At 67.2% G+C, this 16,141-nt stretch carries 16 protein-coding genes; 9 read left to right on the forward strand and 7 right to left on the reverse strand.

The window, feature by feature from the left end:
* Both HNP02_RS10260 and HNP02_RS10265 read right to left on the reverse strand, forming a co-directional pair.
* Nucleotides 1-599, reverse strand: a 599-nt coding sequence (locus tag HNP02_RS10260; protein WP_184437844.1) for a transposase, incomplete at its 3' end; no start/stop codon positions are given.
* 277 nt (nucleotides 600-876) lie between these two features.
* A complete protein-coding gene (locus HNP02_RS10265) occupies nucleotides 877-1,788 on the reverse strand; it encodes an alpha/beta hydrolase family protein (protein ID WP_184437845.1) in 912 nt (303 codons plus the stop codon).
* A gap of 97 nt (nucleotides 1,789-1,885) precedes the next feature.
* Between HNP02_RS10265 and HNP02_RS10270 the strand changes: the two genes are divergently transcribed.
* Nucleotides 1,886-2,497: a TetR family transcriptional regulator gene (locus HNP02_RS10270; RefSeq protein ID WP_184437847.1), complete on the forward strand. Its 612-nt coding sequence runs from the start codon at nucleotides 1,886-1,888 to the stop codon at nucleotides 2,495-2,497.
* A gap of 147 nt (nucleotides 2,498-2,644) precedes the next feature.
* A complete protein-coding gene (locus HNP02_RS10275) occupies nucleotides 2,645-3,820 on the forward strand; it encodes a 4-hydroxybenzoate 3-monooxygenase (RefSeq protein ID WP_184437849.1) in 1,176 nt (391 codons plus the stop codon).
* A 4-nt stretch (nucleotides 3,821-3,824) separates the two neighbouring features.
* On the opposite strand, the gene relZ is transcribed toward HNP02_RS10275, so the two are convergent.
* The gene (gene relZ, locus HNP02_RS10280; protein WP_184437851.1) at nucleotides 3,825-5,570 is read right to left on the reverse strand and encodes a bifunctional ribonuclease/(p)ppGpp synthase; all 1,746 of its coding nucleotides are present in this window, start codon (nucleotides 5,568-5,570) and stop codon (nucleotides 3,825-3,827) included.
* A 4-nt stretch (nucleotides 5,571-5,574) separates the two neighbouring features.
* Nucleotides 5,575-6,447 carry a DUF429 domain-containing protein gene (locus tag HNP02_RS10285; RefSeq protein ID WP_184437852.1) on the reverse strand — a complete coding sequence of 291 codons (873 nt, stop codon included), beginning with the start codon at nucleotides 6,445-6,447 and terminating at the stop codon, nucleotides 5,575-5,577.
* A 41-nt stretch (nucleotides 6,448-6,488) separates the two neighbouring features.
* On the opposite strand from HNP02_RS10285, the gene purB reads away from it, so the two are divergent.
* Both purB and HNP02_RS10295 read left to right on the forward strand, forming a co-directional pair.
* The gene (purB, locus tag HNP02_RS10290) at nucleotides 6,489-7,907 is read left to right on the forward strand and encodes an adenylosuccinate lyase (RefSeq protein ID WP_184437854.1); all 1,419 of its coding nucleotides are present in this window, start codon (nucleotides 6,489-6,491) and stop codon (nucleotides 7,905-7,907) included.
* A complete protein-coding gene (locus tag HNP02_RS10295) occupies nucleotides 7,904-9,154 on the forward strand; it encodes a cytochrome P450 (RefSeq protein WP_184437856.1) in 1,251 nt (416 codons plus the stop codon). The genes purB and HNP02_RS10295 overlap by 4 nt, the downstream gene beginning before the upstream one ends.
* Before the next feature lie 38 nt (nucleotides 9,155-9,192).
* Here HNP02_RS10295 and HNP02_RS10300 read toward each other — a convergent pair whose 3' ends face one another.
* Nucleotides 9,193-10,050, reverse strand: coding sequence for a type IV toxin-antitoxin system AbiEi family antitoxin domain-containing protein (locus HNP02_RS10300; RefSeq protein WP_184437857.1), 858 nt, complete (start codon nucleotides 10,048-10,050; stop codon nucleotides 9,193-9,195).
* A 107-nt stretch (nucleotides 10,051-10,157) separates the two neighbouring features.
* Nucleotides 10,158-10,775, reverse strand: coding sequence for a hypothetical protein (locus HNP02_RS10305; RefSeq protein WP_184437859.1), 618 nt, complete (start codon nucleotides 10,773-10,775; stop codon nucleotides 10,158-10,160).
* 30 nt (nucleotides 10,776-10,805) lie between these two features.
* Between HNP02_RS10305 and HNP02_RS10310 the strand changes: the two genes are divergently transcribed.
* Together HNP02_RS10310 and HNP02_RS10315 are read left to right on the forward strand one after the other, a co-directional pair.
* Entirely contained in the window at nucleotides 10,806-11,696 is an 891-nt protein-coding gene (locus HNP02_RS10310) for a phosphoribosylaminoimidazolesuccinocarboxamide synthase (RefSeq protein ID WP_184437861.1), read from the forward strand.
* A complete protein-coding gene (locus HNP02_RS10315) occupies nucleotides 11,693-13,831 on the forward strand; it encodes a S9 family peptidase (RefSeq protein WP_184437863.1) in 2,139 nt (712 codons plus the stop codon). The genes HNP02_RS10310 and HNP02_RS10315 overlap by 4 nt, the downstream gene beginning before the upstream one ends.
* On the opposite strand, the gene HNP02_RS10320 is transcribed toward HNP02_RS10315, so the two are convergent.
* Nucleotides 13,760-14,206 (reverse strand): DoxX family protein, encoded by a 447-nt coding sequence (locus HNP02_RS10320; RefSeq protein WP_184437865.1) that lies wholly within the window; start codon nucleotides 14,204-14,206, stop codon nucleotides 13,760-13,762. The two genes, HNP02_RS10315 and HNP02_RS10320, sit on opposite strands and share 72 nt — an antisense overlap.
* Nucleotides 14,207-14,292: 86 nt before the next feature.
* On the opposite strand from HNP02_RS10320, the gene HNP02_RS10325 reads away from it, so the two are divergent.
* From HNP02_RS10325 to HNP02_RS10335, 3 genes are all read left to right on the forward strand, one after another.
* The gene (locus HNP02_RS10325) at nucleotides 14,293-14,847 is read left to right on the forward strand and encodes a TetR/AcrR family transcriptional regulator (RefSeq protein WP_184437867.1); all 555 of its coding nucleotides are present in this window, start codon (nucleotides 14,293-14,295) and stop codon (nucleotides 14,845-14,847) included.
* Between the two features lie 14 nt (nucleotides 14,848-14,861).
* Nucleotides 14,862-15,356, forward strand: a complete 495-nt coding sequence (locus tag HNP02_RS10330) for a glutathione peroxidase (protein ID WP_184437869.1) — start codon at nucleotides 14,862-14,864, stop codon at nucleotides 15,354-15,356.
* Between the two features lie 73 nt (nucleotides 15,357-15,429).
* The gene (locus HNP02_RS10335) at nucleotides 15,430-16,134 is read left to right on the forward strand and encodes a DUF2334 domain-containing protein (protein ID WP_184437871.1); all 705 of its coding nucleotides are present in this window, start codon (nucleotides 15,430-15,432) and stop codon (nucleotides 16,132-16,134) included.
* Nucleotides 16,135-16,141 lie beyond the last annotated feature (7 nt).

Here is a 16,141-nt window from a genome sequence, read left to right on the forward strand (position 1 = left end):
TTGAGCGCTCCCCTGATCTTGGCCAGGCTCAGGCGCCTGGCATCGGCGGGGGTTGGGGCACGGCCCAGGATGGCCAGCGCGTCGCGGTCCGCCAGATCCTCGAACGCCTCCAACGCTGCCGGGTAGTACTCCCGCAACGCCGAACGCAGCCCGTTGGTGTGGCGGGTGCGCGCCCAGATCAGGCTCTGATGGGCCCTAGCCAGCACCTTGATCGCCTCGGCTTGGCCGCTGTCACCAGCGATCAGACGATGGTTGTGCCGGTCGGTGCGCACCAGATCGGCCAACAACTTGGCATCGGCGGGATCGGACTTGGCTCCTGAGACATGGTGGCGGTCGCGGTAGCGAGCCGCGGCCAGCGGGTTGACCGCGAACACCTGATACCCGGCCGCGGTCACGGCATCCACCCACAGGCCGCGATCGGTTTCGATGCCGATCACGACCTGAGCGGGGTCTTCGGCATGCTCGGCGATCAGCTCGTGCAACCGCCCGATCCCGGCGAGGCCTTCGGGTAGCCGCCGCGAGGCGAGCCTGTCGCCAGCATCGTTCATCAAGTACACGTCGTGATGGTCTTCTGCCCAGTCGTCTCCGACGAAAAGCATCAGCTTGGCCTCCTCGGTTCAGTGCGGATGGAACCCGTTCGAGCCGAAGGACACCCGGCGGCGACCTAATGGATCAGTGCTCGAAGCGGCACGACATCCCATGAGCGCTACAGATGACCTCACCAACCAGCCGGGGCACGATCTAACCCTAGGAATCGACCATCGCTCCAGGCGACGACAGTGCTCACCGGCCGGCGGCTCGGTAATCAGCCTCCCGCTCGAGAACCAAGATCCCCGTCAAGGACACGCTGATCGACTCCCATTAGGCGAGCGCGGGTCAGGCGACGAGCAGCGGTGCCAGCCAGGCGATCTCGGCGGGCTGCTGCGAGCTCCAGAACGCACCGTCGTGCCCACCAGGAGAGAAGCCTCCCGCGGGTGGATTGGGCAACTGGGCGATGTACTGCTTGGTCGCCGAGTAGAACGGATCGCTGTTGCCGCAGTCGATCCGGATCGGGATCGACGCCAGCGCAGGCAGCCCCCACACGCTATTGGCGGCGTAGTCGTCGGCGCCGTCGAACGCCCCCGGAGCCGTCGCGCCCGATGACGTCCACAGTGCCGGGCTGACCGCGCAGATCGCCGACGTGCGGGCCGCACCCAGCCGCGCGCCGAGCAGCAGTGCCCCGTAGCCGCCCATCGACCAGCCGATGAACCCGACCCGCGACGTGTCGAGGCCCTGGCCGGCCAGCATCGGGATCAGTTCGTCGAGCACCATCGCGCCGGAGTTCTCCCCGGACGCCCGTCCGTGCCAGTAGCCGCCGCCGCCGTCGACGGCAACCACGGCGAACGGAGGGAGGCCCGCCGCGACGGCCCCGGCCAGACCCTGCTCGACGCCGCCGGCCATCACCCCTGCCGCGTCCTGACCCTTGCCGTGCAACGCGATCAGCGGTCGCAGCGGCGCCGTCTGCCCTGGAGGTCTGGCGATCGCCCAGTTGGTCGGCACGCCGTCGCGCGCCGCCGAGACGAACGAACCCGTAACGTATGTGGCGGCGGGTTCGGCGGGTGGTGCGGCAGGCAGTGGCGGAGGCGCTAGTGGCGCACCGACACTCGTCATCGACACCGGCGGCGCAGTGACCGACGGATCGAGCAACGTGGATCCGAGAGCGTAGGCACCGGCCGCACCTGCCGCGGCGCCGACGCCGAGACGCAGAATCGCGCGACGGCTCAGCTGTCCTGTCATGCGGGGAATCATGCCATCGCGGACCAACCCACCCGCGCCTGCCCGACTTTCCTGTGGAGAGCCTTAGGAGTGTCCGAAAGCCCGAAACCGCACGGCCGTTGCTGGCAGAGTGCAACCCGTGACGGCAGCGGTTACTCCCAAGGGAGTTCGGCGAAGGTACGCGCTGGTCAGCGCGGCCGCCGATCTGCTGTGCGAAGGCGGCTTCGACGCGGTGCGGCACCGCGCCGTCGCCCGCCGCGCCGGCCTCCCGCTGGCGTCCACCACCTACTACTTCTCGTCGCTGGACGACCTGATCGCCAAGGCCGTCGAGCACGTCGGCACCCGTGAGACGGAGCAATTGCACTCGCGCGTGGCGGCGCTGTCGCGGCGCAAGCGCGGCGCCGAATCCACCGCCGATGTTCTCGTCGACCTCCTCGTCGGCGACGGGCCAGGCACGCGGGACGCCGAACAGTTGATCTCCCGCTACGAGCGCTACATCGCCTGCGCGCGCCAACCCAGCCTGCGCGACGTTCAGCGCCAGATCATGAAGCAGCGCACCGACGCCGTCGTCGAGGTGGTCGAACGGTCCGGCCGATGCGTGAAGTCGGAGTTGATGACGGCATTGGTGTGCGCCGTCGACGGCGCAGTGGTGGCCTCGTTGGTCGGCGTAGGCGAGGGTCCCCGCGCGACGGCGCGAGCCACCCTGGTCGACGTCATCGACGTGCTTGCGCCCTACGACTAACGGGCGGAGCGGCCGGCACGCAAAATCCGAAGGCGCAGTGTGTAACTGAACTTCGGCCGACCGATCGCACCGTCGCTCTGACGGCACTTCCGGCCAGTGGAAGCCTGAGCTGGATGGACGACGGTGTGGTCGCGTTCACTGACGGGCATGCGCACCCAAGTTGCCATCATCGGCGCCGGCCCGGCAGGCATGTTGCTGTCGCACCTGCTTGCGGCCGACGGCGTCGACTCCGTGATAGTCGAAGCCCGCACCGAGGATTACGTGCTGGCACGCATCCGGGCAGGCATCCTCGAACACGCGTCGGTGGAGTTGCTGCGCTCGGTCGGGCTGGGTGATCGGTTGGCGCAGAGCGGTATCGAGCATCGCGGCATCTATCTGCAAACCCCCGGCGATCGCCACCACCTGGACTTCGTCGATCTCGTCGGCCGCAATGTGTGGGTGTACGGCCAGACTGAGGTGCAACGGGACCTCGTCGCCGCCCGCCATGCCGGAGGGCAACAGATCGTCTACGGCGCCGACGACGTCGCTCTGCACGACGTCACCTCCGACCGGCCGCGTGTCACCTTCACCGTCGACGGTGTCGCGCATCGCCTCGAAGCCGACGTGATCGCCGGCTGCGACGGCTCGTTCGGCCCCAGCCGAGCCGCGGTGCCCGAAACGGTCAGGCGCGTCTGGGAGAAGGCCTACCCCTACTCCTGGCTGGGCGTGCTGGTCGACGTTGCCCCGTCCACCGACGAACTCATCTATGCCTGGCATCCCGACGGCTTCGCCATGCACTCGATGCGATCGGACACGGTGTCCCGGTTCTACCTTCAGGTGCCCAACGGTACCGACGTCAATACGTGGTCGGATCAACGCATTTGGGATGCGCTATCGACGCGGCTCGGCGCGGGGATGGATGACTGGGCGTTGACGTCGGGGCCGATCACCGAGAGCAGCGTGCTGCCGATGCGCAGCTACGTGCAGACGCCGATGCGCCACGGTCAACTCTTCCTGGCTGGCGACGCCGCCCACATCGTTCCGCCCACCGGCGCCAAGGGGCTCAACCTCGCGATCGCCGACGTGTCACTGCTGGCTCCTGCGCTGACCGCGCTGATCAAGAAGAGCGACCCGAAGTTGGCCGACGCCTACTCGGAGACGGCGCTGCAACGGGTGTGGCGCTGCACCCACTTCTCATGGTGGATGACCAGCATGCTGCACATTAGCGGCGACCCGTTCGACGCCGAACTGCAAAGGTCGCAACTGCGTTGGGTGTTCAACAGCCGCGCGGCCGCCATGGGGCTTGCCGAGAACTACGCAGGCCTGCCCTTGAGCGTCGGCTAGGGCGTCACGTCGCGAAATTGTCCGGTTTGGACGATTGACGGGCGTCGGTCAGCTTCGCCAGCCGGCTCTCCAACATCGACACCCGATCCGAATTCCCGTGCAGCGCAACGTAGCGCTGCCCGAACTTCGCCAGAAGCGCGTCATCGAGGCGACGCACGGCGCCCGCCGGATAGCGGTAGCCCATGGCCAGGTTCACCGCATCGGTGTCGACGGTGTCGAGCACGTCGTCGAGCTCGTCGAGTGAGTCGACGCCGAGTTCGAGGAGCAGGCCCGAGATCCACGCGTAGTGCTCGGTGCGCGACCAGCCCGCGTCGGGGAACCGATTGCCCAGATACGTCGCGAGAACCGGGGTGGCGATGCGCGGGTCGCCGGACTGTTCGGACCGCTGCGCGGGCGGCGAGGACTTCAGCCGCTCGCGGATCGCGGAGAACTCCCGGTCCGCCAGCTCTAGCAGCCCGGCCGCGAGCGTGAACCGCCGGTCCAAGTCGGGCGCATCCTCCTCTGGGATCGACCCCTTGTAGCGGATGTCGTGTTCGAACTCCGCCCACGCGTGCTGCAGGACGGTGCGGACCTGGATGGACGCGGGCTGCTGCTCGCCTTCGACCGCGATCAGCAGATGCCGGCTCGCGTAGCCCCACCGCCCCTCCCGTGCGGTCTCCTGACCCATGTCGCGGTCGTCGAGCAGCTGCACTTCCTCGGCGAGCACGTTGGCCACCGTGGCGACGTCGTCGCGCAGGAACGTGATCACCCGCAGCCCGACCTGGTCGGTGATCTCCGCCAACGGGTCGGTGTAGAGGCGCTGGCCGTCGACACTGCGGTCGGCCTTCTCGGCGAACGACGCCACGCTCTTGGTCCTCGCCGTGACGCTGAGGTAGTTGATGCCCGCGTCGTCGAGCAGGGTGGTGACCAGTGCGAGGTAGCGGTCCGTCGCGCCGACGAGCGCAGGGCGCCGATCCGCGAACTGCGCGATGGCGTCGCGCACCGCGCCTGGCGTGTTCTCCGGGGGTGCGGGTGTCAGGTCGGGCGGCAGCGTCGGCGTGACGGTGGCCCCCGTCTCGGCGTCTCCGTAGGTCGTCACGTCCTCGGGCCGGCGCGTGGCGAACAGCCCGACGTAGGCGCAGATGACGGCGTCGACCGGGTCTTCCGCGCGACGCAGCTCGCTCTTGCGTTCCGCCGTCTCCACCGCGTGCCTCAGTTCCACCCAACCGTCGTGGTCGGCGACCCGCAGCGCCGGTGTCGCTTGCGCCAGCGACTCGACGAGGTCCATCAACCGCAGCAGCTCCGAGCGCAACTGGGCGAAGCTGCGACCCGGTTTCGCCTTGTACTTCAAGGTCCGGCCGAGCCGGAACAGCGCAACCGTCGCGGGATGGGGATAGACCTCGATGGCCCGTCGCGACGATCCAGAATTCGGGTCGATGTCGAGATCGAGTGCCTTGGACAGCCTGGCGGCCCGTGGCTGGCCCGCGAACTCGGACTTGCCGGTATTGGTCGGATGGGCGCCCGCTTCGAACTTCGCGAAGTCCCGGTTCAGGGCCGCCTCGCTTGGGCGCTGACCGGTCGGGTTGTTCACGATCAGTGGCGCGTCGAACGCGACCAGGCAGTCGCCTTGAACGTACGGCGTGATCGCGGCCCTGATGCCCGTGTCGTCCTGCGCGGTGCCGATGTGCACGAGCTTGCCTGCGTCGTCGACGACCGCGACTCCGGTGGGTTTGTGTTCGCCCCATGCGAGGTCGAGGCCGACGAAGTACATCCGTCTAGCCTGCCCCGTGGCGCGCATCGAGTTGTTGCCGGATGTCGTCCAGCTCCACGGTCAAGGCGGCGAGTCTCTTCTCCGCGTTGGCCAATCGGGTGAGGAGGTCACGGTCCCGCGGCGGCTTTGCTGGCGCACCTCGAGCCGCAGGCGTCAGGCCTTCTGGCAAGGCAGGCGTGACGATGTACCCGGAGTCGAAATCACCGTAGATCGTGACGTCCTCCGGGCGGAGGTACCAGTACAGCGCGACGTAGGCGCAGAGGACGGCATCGACGGGATCCTCGTCCCGGTCGAGCTGACTCGGTCGGGTGGCAGCATCGACCCGCCGTCGGAGCTCGACCCACGCGATGCTGCGGTTGGCCCGAAGTCGCGGCGTCGCCGTGTCGAGGTCCTCGATGTGCCCCATCAACGTCATCAGCTCTTGATGGCGCACGTCGAACGGACCGCGCTTGTACTTCAGGGTCTTCTTGAGCCCGAACAAGGCGATGGTGGCGGGGTGTGGAAAGACCTCGATGGCCCGTCGGACCGAACTCGAGGTCGGGTCCATGTCGAGGTCGAGAGCATTGGCCAGCCGGGCGCCGCGGGGGTTCTTGAACTCGGGCTTGTCGCTGAACGCCGGTCGGGCACCGGCCTCGAAGACGGAGAAGTCGTGATTGAGATCCTTCTCGCATTGTCGGGACCCGGTCGGGTTGGGCACGATCAACGGCGCATCGATCGCGACGAGGCATTGTTCTTCGACGTACGGCGCGATCGCGGCCATGATGTCCTCGTCGTCTTGCGCGATGCCGACGTGAAGCAGTCGGCCGTCGGAGTCGACAGCCGCGACGCCGCTCGGGTTGTTCTCGCCCCATGCGAGGTCGAGGCCGACGAAGTACACATCGCTACCTTGCCGTATGTGCCTCAGTAAGCTGAACATTTGTGAGCATTCCGAATGTCCTGGCCAACCGTTACGCCAGCGACGAGATGGTGGCGATCTGGTCCCCGGAGGCCAAGGTCGTCGCCGAGCGTCGATTGTGGCTTGCGGTGTTGCGGGCGCAGGCTGAGCTGGGCGTGACGGTGCCCGACGGTGTGGTGGCGGACTACGAGCGGGTGATCGACGCCGTCGACCTTGCGTCGATCGCCGCGCGTGAGCGGGTCACCCGTCACGACGTCAAGGCCCGCATCGAGGAGTTCAACGCCCTGGCCGGCCACGAGCACGTGCACAAGGGCATGACGAGCCGCGATCTCACCGAGAACGTCGAGCAGCTGCAGATCCGGCAGTCGCTGGAGCTCGTGCATGCGCACGGCGTCGCGGTGGTCGCGCGGCTCGCCGAGCGGGCCGTGCTGTACCGCGATCTGGTGATGGCGGGCCGGTCGCACAACGTGGCCGCACAGGCGACGACTCTGGGCAAGAGGTTCGCGTCGGCCGCCGAGGAGACGTTGTTGGGGCTGCAGCGGCTCGCCGAGCTGATCGACCGCTACCCGCTGCGAGGCATCAAGGGGCCGATGGGCACCGCGCAGGACATGCTCGACCTGTTCGACGGGGACGGTTCCCGGCTGGCCGACCTCGAGCGGCGGATTGCTGAATTCCTCGGTTTCGCAGACGTTTTCACCAGCGTCGGACAGGTGTATCCGCGATCGCTCGACCATGACGTGGTGTCCGCTCTGGTGCAATTGGGCGCAGGGCCTTCGTCGATGGCGCACACCATCCGGCTGATGGCAGGCCACGAGCTCGTCACCGAGGGCTTCGCACCAGGGCAGGTCGGCTCGTCGGCGATGCCGCACAAGATGAACACCCGTTCGTGCGAGCGCGTGAACGGGCTGCAGGTGGTGTTGCGCGGGTACGGGTCGATGGCCGCGGAACTCGCAGGCGCGCAGTGGAACGAGGGCGACGTGTTCTGCTCGGTGGTGCGCCGGGTGGCGCTGCCCGATGCGTTCTTCGCCGTCGACGGGCAGATCGAGACGTTCCTGACGGTGCTCGACGAGTTCGGCGCCTACCCGGCCGTCATCCAGCGAGAGCTGGACCGCTACCTGCCGTTCCTGGCCACCACCCGGATTCTCATTGCCGCGGTGCGCGCCGGTGTGGGCCGCGAGACCGCGCACGAGGTGATCAAGGAGCATGCGGTCGCCGTCGCGCTGGCGATGCGCGAACACGGTTTGGAGCCCGATTTGTTGGACCGATTGGCTGCCGATCCTCGGTTGCCGCTGGATCGGCCTGCATTGGACGCGGCTCTGGCCGACAAACAGGCGTTCACCGGTGCCGCGGGTGCGCAGGTCGACGCCGTGGTGGCTGCCGTCGACGAGCTGGTGAGCCGTTATCCCGAAGCGGCCAAGTACACCTCGGGTGCCATTTTGTGACGTTGACGGGCGCCCTCTCGGGGATCGACTTCACCGATCTGGACAACTTCGCCGCGGGCTTTCCGCACGAGCTGTTCGCGGTGCATCGTGCCGAAGCGCCCGTCTACTGGCACGAACCGACCGACAATACGCCCGACGGCGAGGGTTTCTGGTCGGTGGCTACGTACGCCGAATCTCTTGGGGTGCTTCGCGATCCGGTGACGTATTCATCGGTGACGGGTGGCTCGCGGCCGTTCGGGGGAACGTTGTTGCAGGACCTGTCGGTCGCAGGCCAGGTGCTGAACATGATGGACGACCCGCGGCATTCGGCGATCCGGCGGCTGGTCAGCTCCGGACTGACGCCGCGGATGATCCGGGTGGTCGAGGACGACCTGAGGGCCAGGGCCCGACGCCTGCTGGACGACGTGGTGCCGGGCGAGCCCTTCGACTTCCTCGTCGACGTGGCCGCCGAGCTGCCGATGCAGATGATCTGCATCCTGCTCGGAGTTCCTGAGTCCGAACGGCATTGGCTGTTCGAGGCGATCGAGCCGCAGTTCGACTTCGGTATGGCCAGGAGGGCCCAGATAGGGCAGGCGTCGCGGATGTCGGTGGAGGAAGCCGGCTCGCGGATGTACACCTACGGCCAGGAACTGATCGCGTCGAAGCGTGCCGAGCCGACCGACGACATGCTGTCCGTGGTGGCGAACGCGGTGCTGGAGGACGACGCGATGCCGGTGCTCTCCGACATGGAGCTGTACCTGTTCTTCAGCCTGCTGTTCAGCGCGGGTGCGGAGACCACCCGCAACTCCGTCGCAGGTGGCCTGCTGGCGCTGATCGATCATCCCGGCCAAATGCGTTTACTGCGAGACGATCTCGATCTGCTGCCGACCGCAGTCGAGGAGATGGTGCGCTGGACGTCGCCGTCGCCGTCGAAGCGGCGCACCGCCACCCGTGACGTGGAACTCGGCGGATGTCAGGTCGAAGCCGGGCAGAAGGTACAGATCTGGGAGGGCTCGGCCAACCGCGACGGGGTGGTGTTCGCCGACGCGGACTCGTTCGACATCGGCCGTAAGCCCAATCCGCACTTGGGGTTCGGGCAAGGTGTGCACTACTGCCTCGGCGCCAACCTGGCGCGTCTGGAGCTGCGGGTGCTGTTCGAGGAGCTGCTTGGCCGGTTCTCGTCGGCCCGCCTCATCGAGCCCGTCGAGTGGACCCGCAGCAACCGGCACACCGGCATCCGCCACCTGGTCATCACCCTCACCCCCTAAGCGATTTCGGCGTGTTCTGTTGCGCTCGCCGTAACTAATCACGCCGAAGTCGCTCGTCGGATCTCGGCGACGACCCGGTCCGGATACTCGGTGAGGTCGAGCCAGGTGAACCTCAACACCTGCCATCCGGCCAGCGCAATGGCGTTCTGCCGTACGCGGTCGTTGTGGAAGTCGTCCGAATCGCTGTGGAAGGCCAAGCCATCGACCTCGATCGCGACCGTGCAGCCCTGGAACCCGACGTCGACCTTGTAGCCGGCGACTGGATAGTTCGCCTTCCACCCCGTGATGCCCGCAGCCTTGAGCAGGCGGATAAGGAGACGCTCGGCCTCCGATCGGGCGCCGTCGTCAGCCGCCTGCAATAAGCGTCTTGCCGCGGGGGCGCCATATCGCCCCTTGTTGCGGAGGTGTGCGTTCCATAGGGGTCGCAATTCGACGTGACGTTGCAGTGCAGTGTCCATCAGCTTGGCTCCGCCCCGCATTCGAACCGCGGCTTCGATCACCGTCAGGGGGAGCGCCGTCACCCGCATTCCCCGTTGGACCTCGATGTCAGTGGGCGCGAGATCTCGACGCCTGACCTGCGAACCTGCGTGGCTGCGGCCGTTGCTATTACGGGGAACCGTGACCTCGACGATCGGTGGGGCGAATCGTGTCAGGCGGAGCCACCAGGCCGCTGCTAGCCCGCTAGCCGCCGCTGAGTCGCCGTAGCTCCACACGGCGGCGCGAATACGTGCGGCGTCGTCGAACGGCCTGTCGTTGACGAAGTAGACACCGGGCGCGCAACGCTGCCAATGTCCTGCGGATACTCGTCGATGAATGGCTTGCCTGCTGAGGCCAATGTCTTGGGCCTGAGCGAGTGTCAGCACTCCGTCGTGTTGTCGCAGCAGCTCGTTCAGCACCTTTGGATCGACGTAGAGCGCGCCTCAGCGGTTCCACACTGCGCGATTTCGGCGTGTTCAGTCACGTCCAGCGACACAGACCACGCCGAAATCGCGGGAGGGAGGGGTTAGGGGCGGCGGGTGACGCCTGCGGCGCGCAACTCCAGGTTGGCCAGGCCGCGCACGGCGATGGCGTCGTCGCGGCGCCACGCGCCCACCGGGTCGATGCTGACCGCGGCGAGCTTGGCCAGCGGCCGGTTGGCCAGCGCGCGCAACGCGAGCAGCTGCTCGCCGGCCGGCGTGGCCGCAAGCGTGATGGCGGTCCACTTCCGCCGGAAGAACCGCACCCGGACGAACAGCCACGGCATCACGACGGCCAGGATCGGCGGCGCGGCCACCGCCAGCGCCAGCACCCACGCCAGCCAGCTCGCGGTCGTGTCGAGGCTGTGACCCGCACCGGCGATGTCCAGCGCCGCTTCGCTGGCCGCCCGCAGCGGCTTGCTCAGCGAATCACCGACCAGCGGCACGTTGTCGGCACTGTCACCGGCAGAGTTCAGGTTGCCCGCGACGCCGTTGGCGCCATCCTGGACTTGCCTGCCGACCTGGGCGATGGTCGACACGGCGGCATGAACTGCCATGCCGACCAGCACCCATACGGCGGTCCATACGACGACCACGACGTCGCTGACCAGCTGTGCGAGCAGGCGAGCCGGTGTGGTGGCGTAGGGCAGATAACGGGACGTCATGCCGATGATCTCAGCAGATAGTCTGGCCCGATGCGCCCACCTCTGAGCGACTACTTGCATCTGGCGAGCGGCAAGGTTCGCGAGCTGTATCGCATCGACGACGAGCACCTGCTGTTCGTCGCCTCCGACCGCATCTCCGCGTTCGACTACATCCTGCAGACCGAGATCCCCGACAAGGGCCGGATCCTGACCGCGATGAGCGTGTTCTTCTTCGACTTCCTCGACGCGCCCAACCATCTCGCAGGCCCGCCCGACGACGAGCGCATCCCCGCGGAGGTGCTGGGCCGCGCGCTGGTGGTGCGGCAGCTGGACATGATCCCCGTCGAGTGCGTGGCCCGCGGCTACCTGACCGGCTCCGGCATCATTGACTACCGCAAGACCGGACAGGTGTGTGGCATCGAGCTGCCGCCGGGGCTCACCGAGGCCAGCAAGTTCGCCGAGCCGTTGTTCACTCCTGCGAGCAAGGCCGACCTGGGCGAGCACGACGAGAACATCACCTTCGACGACGTCGTCAAGCTGGTCGGTGCCGAGCGCGCGGCCGCCGTGCGGGACAGCACGCTGCAGATCTACGCCAAGGCCGCCGAGCATGCGCTCAGCAAGGGAATCATCCTCGCCGACACCAAGTTCGAGTTCGGCGTCGACGAGCACGGGACGGTAGTGCTGGCCGACGAGGTCTTCACTCCCGACTCGTCACGGTACTGGCCGGCCGACGGGTACCAGGAAGGCGTCGTGCAGCCCAGTTTCGACAAGCAGTTCGTGCGGAACTGGCTCACGGGGCCGGACTCCGGCTGGGACCGCGGCGGAGACGAACCACCGCCACCCTTGCCGCCTGACATCGCTGCGGCCACCCGCGCGCGGTACATCGAAGCCTACGAACGTATTTCGGGCTTGAACTTCGACGACTGGATCGGACCAGCATGAATCCCCCCATCGCCAAGCGCGTCGATACTCGCCGGGAACACCATGGCGACGTCTTCGTCGACCCGTACGAATGGCTGCGCGACAAGGCCAATCCCGACGTCGTCTCCTACCTGGAGGAGGAGAACGCCTACACCGACGAGCAGACCGCGCACCTGGCGCCGCTGCGGCAGAGGATCTTCGACGAGATCAAGGCCCGCACGAAGGAGACCGATCTGTCGGTACCGACGCGCCGCGGCGACTGGTGGTACTACGGCCGCAGCTTCGAGGGCAAGCAGTACGGCGTGCAATGCCGTTGCCCGATCGGCGATCCCGACGACTGGACCCCGCCCGAACTCGACGAGCACACCGAGATCCCAGGGGAGCAGGTGCTGCTGGACGAGAACGTCGAAGCCGACGGGCACGAGTTCTTCTCACTGGGGGCGGCGTCGGTGTCGCTGGACGGCAACACCCTGGCGTTCTCCGTCGACGTCGTCGGCGACGAGCGGTACACGCTGAAGTTCAGGAACTTGTCGACCGGCGAGATGTACGACGACACGATCGTCGGCATCGGCGCGGGTGCTACGTGGGCGGCCGACAACCGGACCGTCTACTACATCACCGTCGACGACGCCTGGCGGCCAGATACGGTGTGGCGGCATCGACTTGGTTCCGGGCGGCCGGGGGAGCGGGTCCACCACGAACCCGACGAGCGCTTCTGGCTCGCCGTCGGCCGCAGCCGCAGCAACAAGTATGTCTTCATCGCGGCGGGCAGCGCGGTGACCTCGGAGGTGTTCTACGGCGACGCCGGTGACACGGGGGCCACTTTCACCTCCATCCTGCCGCGGCGTGAGCTCGTCGAGTACTCGGTCGAACACGCGGTGGTGGGAGGCGAGGACCGGTTCCTGATTTTGCACAACGACGGTGCCGAGAACTTCACCCTCGTCGAGGCACCGGTCAGCGACCCGACCGCGTTCCGCACGCTGATCGAGCATCGCGAGGACGTCCGCCTCGACGCCGTGGACGCCTTCGAGAGCCATCTCGTCGTGAGCTACCGCAGCGAGGCGTTGCCACGAATTCAGTTGTGGCCCATCTACGCCGACGGCAGCTACGGCCATCCAGAGGAGATCACCTTCGAGACGGAGCTGACGTCGTCGGGATTGTCGGGCAATCCGAACTGGTCGTCACCGCGGCTGCGGGTGGGCACGACGTCGTTCGTCGTCCCGGTACGCGTCTACGACATCGAGCTGGCCACGGGTGAACGGATTCTACTGCGCGAGCAGCCGGTGCTCGGTGACTACCGGCCGGAGGAGTACGTGGAACGGCGCGACTGGGCGGTGGCGCCCGACGGCGCGCGGATACCGGTATCGGTCATTCACCGTGCCGGCCTTCGGTTTCCGGCGCCGACGCTGCTGTATGGCTACGGCGCCTACGAATCGTGCGAGGACCCGCGCTTCTCGATCGCGCGGCTCTCGCTGCTGGACCGCGGGATGGTGTTCGTCATCGCCCACGTGCGGGGCGGCGGCGAGTTGGGCAGGCCGTGGTACGAGCACGGCAAGATGCTGGAGAAGAAGAACTCGTTCACCGACTTCATCGCGGTGGGAGCACATTTGGTCGGCACCGACGTGACGCGACCGGAGAACATGGTGGCGCTCGGCGGCAGCGCGGGTGGCCTGCTGATGGGTGCGGTGGCCAACATGGCGCCCGACCTGTTCGCGGGCATCCTGGCCCAGGTGCCGTTCGTCGACGCGCTCACCACGATCCTGGATCCGTCGTTGCCGCTGACGGTCACCGAGTGGGATGAGTGGGGTAACCCGCTGGCCGACCCCGAGGTCTACCACTACATGAAGTCCTACTCGCCGTACGAGAACGTCGAGGCCAAGAACTATCCGGCAATCCTGGCCATGACGTCGCTCAACGACACCAGGGTCTACTACACCGAACCGGCGAAATGGGTTGCCGCGCTGCGGCATACGAAGACCGGCTCCAATCCGCTGCTCCTGAAGACCGAGATGGTCGCAGGCCACGGTGGAATCAGCGGACGCTACGAGCGGTGGAAGGAAGCTGCCTTCCAGTACGCGTGGGTGCTAGCCACCGCAGATCGCGACCACCACGGCGGCGGCGAGGTAGACCACCTCTTCCCCACTCCGAACGTCTAACCGCGACGTCATCGACTTCGGCGGATTGGGCATCCGGGACGCATAGACGTTGGCAGGGAACATCACCAGCATCAACGCCAAGAGGCACACTGCCGCGGCGACACGGGTGGGCGGGTAGAGCACCCCGATCGCGCCGAGCAGCTCGAGGACGCCGGTGATCGTCACCAGCAGCGCGGGCTTCGGCAGCCGCGGCGGCACGATCGCGATCATGTCGCGCCGCATCGCCGGCACGAAGTGGGCCACCCCGGTCATCGTGAACATCAGCGCGAGGCCGACGGCGATCGCCGCGGGCCAGGAGTCGACGTAGTCGACCCCGAACCAGCCGACGACGCGGGCGACGAGGCTTCCAAGAACGAGGCTCAAGAAAACGGCCATGGTGGACACCCTTTAATCTAGACAGTGACAAGATGTAGCGTAACAACAATCTATCCACTGTCAAGATTCCCGGCTATGCTGAGCCCATGAGCAGGGACGCGTACCACCACGGCGACCTGAAGGCCGCGATCCTGGCGCAGGCCGCGACCCTGGTGGCCGAACGCGGCGCCGATGGGATCTCGCTGCGCGAACTGGCGCGAGTGGCCGGTGTTTCGCATGCCGCGCCCGCCCACCACTTCACCGACCGACGCGGGCTCTTCACCGCGCTGGCCACCGAGGGGTTCGGGCTGCTGGCCGAAGCGCTCACCGACGCGCGGCCGAGGTTCATCGACGCCGCGCGAGCGTACGTACAGTTCGCGCTCGGTCACCCTGGCCACTACGCCGTGATGTTCGACAAGTCGCTCTACGACGACACCGACGCCGCGCTGGTCGCCGCCGAGACTGCCGCGGGCACCGAACTCAGCCGGGGCGTCGGCACACTCGGGGACGCGCACGCCAAGGCCGACCCCGAGAGTGCAGCGCTCGCGGCTTGGTCACTGGTGCATGGTTTTTCGCTGCTGTGGCTCAACGATGCCGTCGACAGGTCGGGTGATCCGATTGCCACCATCGAGCGCCTGGCGCTCATGCTCTTCGACGGTTAGGTAACGTCGGGATCATGACGCAACCCCTCACCGACATCGCCCTCACCACGCTCTCCGGCGAACCGACCACTCTGGCCGAATATGCCGACGGCGCAGTGTTGGTGGTCAACGTGGCCTCCAAGTGTGGTCTGACACCGCAATACACCGCGCTGGAGCAGCTGGCGCAGGACTACGGCGACCGCGGGCTGACGGTGATCGGGGTGCCGTGCAACCAGTTCATGGGTCAGGAGCCGGGCAGTGCCGACGAGATCCAGACGTTCTGCTCCACCACCTATGGCGTGACATTTCCGCTGCTCAGCAAGGTCGACGTCAACGGCGCAGATCGGCACCCGCTGTATGGGGAGTTGACCAAGGCCGCCGACGCCGACGGCGAGGCGGGCGACGTGCAGTGGAACTTCGAGAAGTTCCTGCTGGCGCCGGGCGGTGAGGTGGTCAACCGGTTCCGTCCGCGAACCGTTCCGGATGCGCCAGAGGTGATCGGCGCTATCGAAGCCGTGTTGCCTCGATAGCTGCCCCCAAACGGTCAACTCCCGCCCACGTGTCGTAAACCGTTGGGACACCTGACGTTGCCATACTGCTTGCGTGGCTGGAGAACTGATCGTCTCGATCTCCGGGATCAAGGACCGCACGATCGACGACGTTGCCGACTTCCGCGCCGAGCTCGAAGCGCGGGGGGTGCCGGTGTCGTTGCTGGTGGCGCCGCGGCTCAAGGGCGGCTACCGGCTCGACCAAGATCGGCCGACCGTCGAATGGCTTCAAACCCGCCGGGCTGCGGGTGACGCCCTCGTTCTGCACGGCTACGACGAGGCGGCCACCAAGAAGCGTCGCGGCGAATTCGCGACGTTGCAGGCGCACGAGGCGAACCTTCGTCTGATGGGTGCCGACCGGGTCCTCGAACATCTCGGGTTGCGTACCCGGCTGTTCGCCGCGCCTGGCTGGAACGTCTCACAGGGAACCGTAACCGCGTTGCCGCGCAACGGCTTCCGTCTGCTCGCTGGAATCAACGGGATCACCGACTTGATGCGCAACACGACGGTGCGGGCGCGGGTGCTCGGCATCGGCGAAGGCTTCCTCACCGAGCCGTGGTGGTGCCGGACCCTGGTGCTGGCGGCCGAGCGCACGGCTCGTCGCTCCGGCATCGTCCGCGTCGCCGCGTCGGCCAAGCAGCTGCGCAAGCCGGGCCCCCGCCAGGCGATGATCGACGCCATCGATCTCGCCCTGATGCACCACTGCATGCCAACGGTGTACCGGTGGGAGCCCAGGCCGGCGATGACGGACGCCGCCTAGCCACGAA

Origin of the sequence: Mycobacterium sp. AZCC_0083, assembly GCF_014202335.1 — a bacterium.
Taxonomy (GTDB): Bacteria; Actinomycetota; Actinomycetes; order Mycobacteriales; family Mycobacteriaceae; genus Mycobacterium.

Coding starts and splice junctions, on each gene's coding strand:
- HNP02_RS10265 (WP_184437845.1), bottom strand. CDS start 1,788: ATGATTCCCCGCATGACAGGACAGCTGAGCCGTCGCGCGATTCTGCGT.
- HNP02_RS10275 (WP_184437849.1), top strand. CDS start 2,645: ATGCGCACCCAAGTTGCCATCATCGGCGCCGGCCCGGCAGGCATGTTG.
- relZ (WP_184437851.1), bottom strand. CDS start 5,570: ATGTACTTCGTCGGCCTCGACCTCGCATGGGGCGAACACAAACCCACC.
- HNP02_RS10305 (WP_184437859.1), bottom strand. CDS start 10,775: ATGACGTCCCGTTATCTGCCCTACGCCACCACACCGGCTCGCCTGCTC.
- HNP02_RS10310 (WP_184437861.1), top strand. CDS start 10,806: ATGCGCCCACCTCTGAGCGACTACTTGCATCTGGCGAGCGGCAAGGTT.
- HNP02_RS10315 (WP_184437863.1), top strand. CDS start 11,693: ATGAATCCCCCCATCGCCAAGCGCGTCGATACTCGCCGGGAACACCAT.
- HNP02_RS10320 (WP_184437865.1), bottom strand. CDS start 14,206: ATGGCCGTTTTCTTGAGCCTCGTTCTTGGAAGCCTCGTCGCCCGCGTC.
- HNP02_RS10325 (WP_184437867.1), top strand. CDS start 14,293: ATGAGCAGGGACGCGTACCACCACGGCGACCTGAAGGCCGCGATCCTG.
- HNP02_RS10330 (WP_184437869.1), top strand. CDS start 14,862: ATGACGCAACCCCTCACCGACATCGCCCTCACCACGCTCTCCGGCGAA.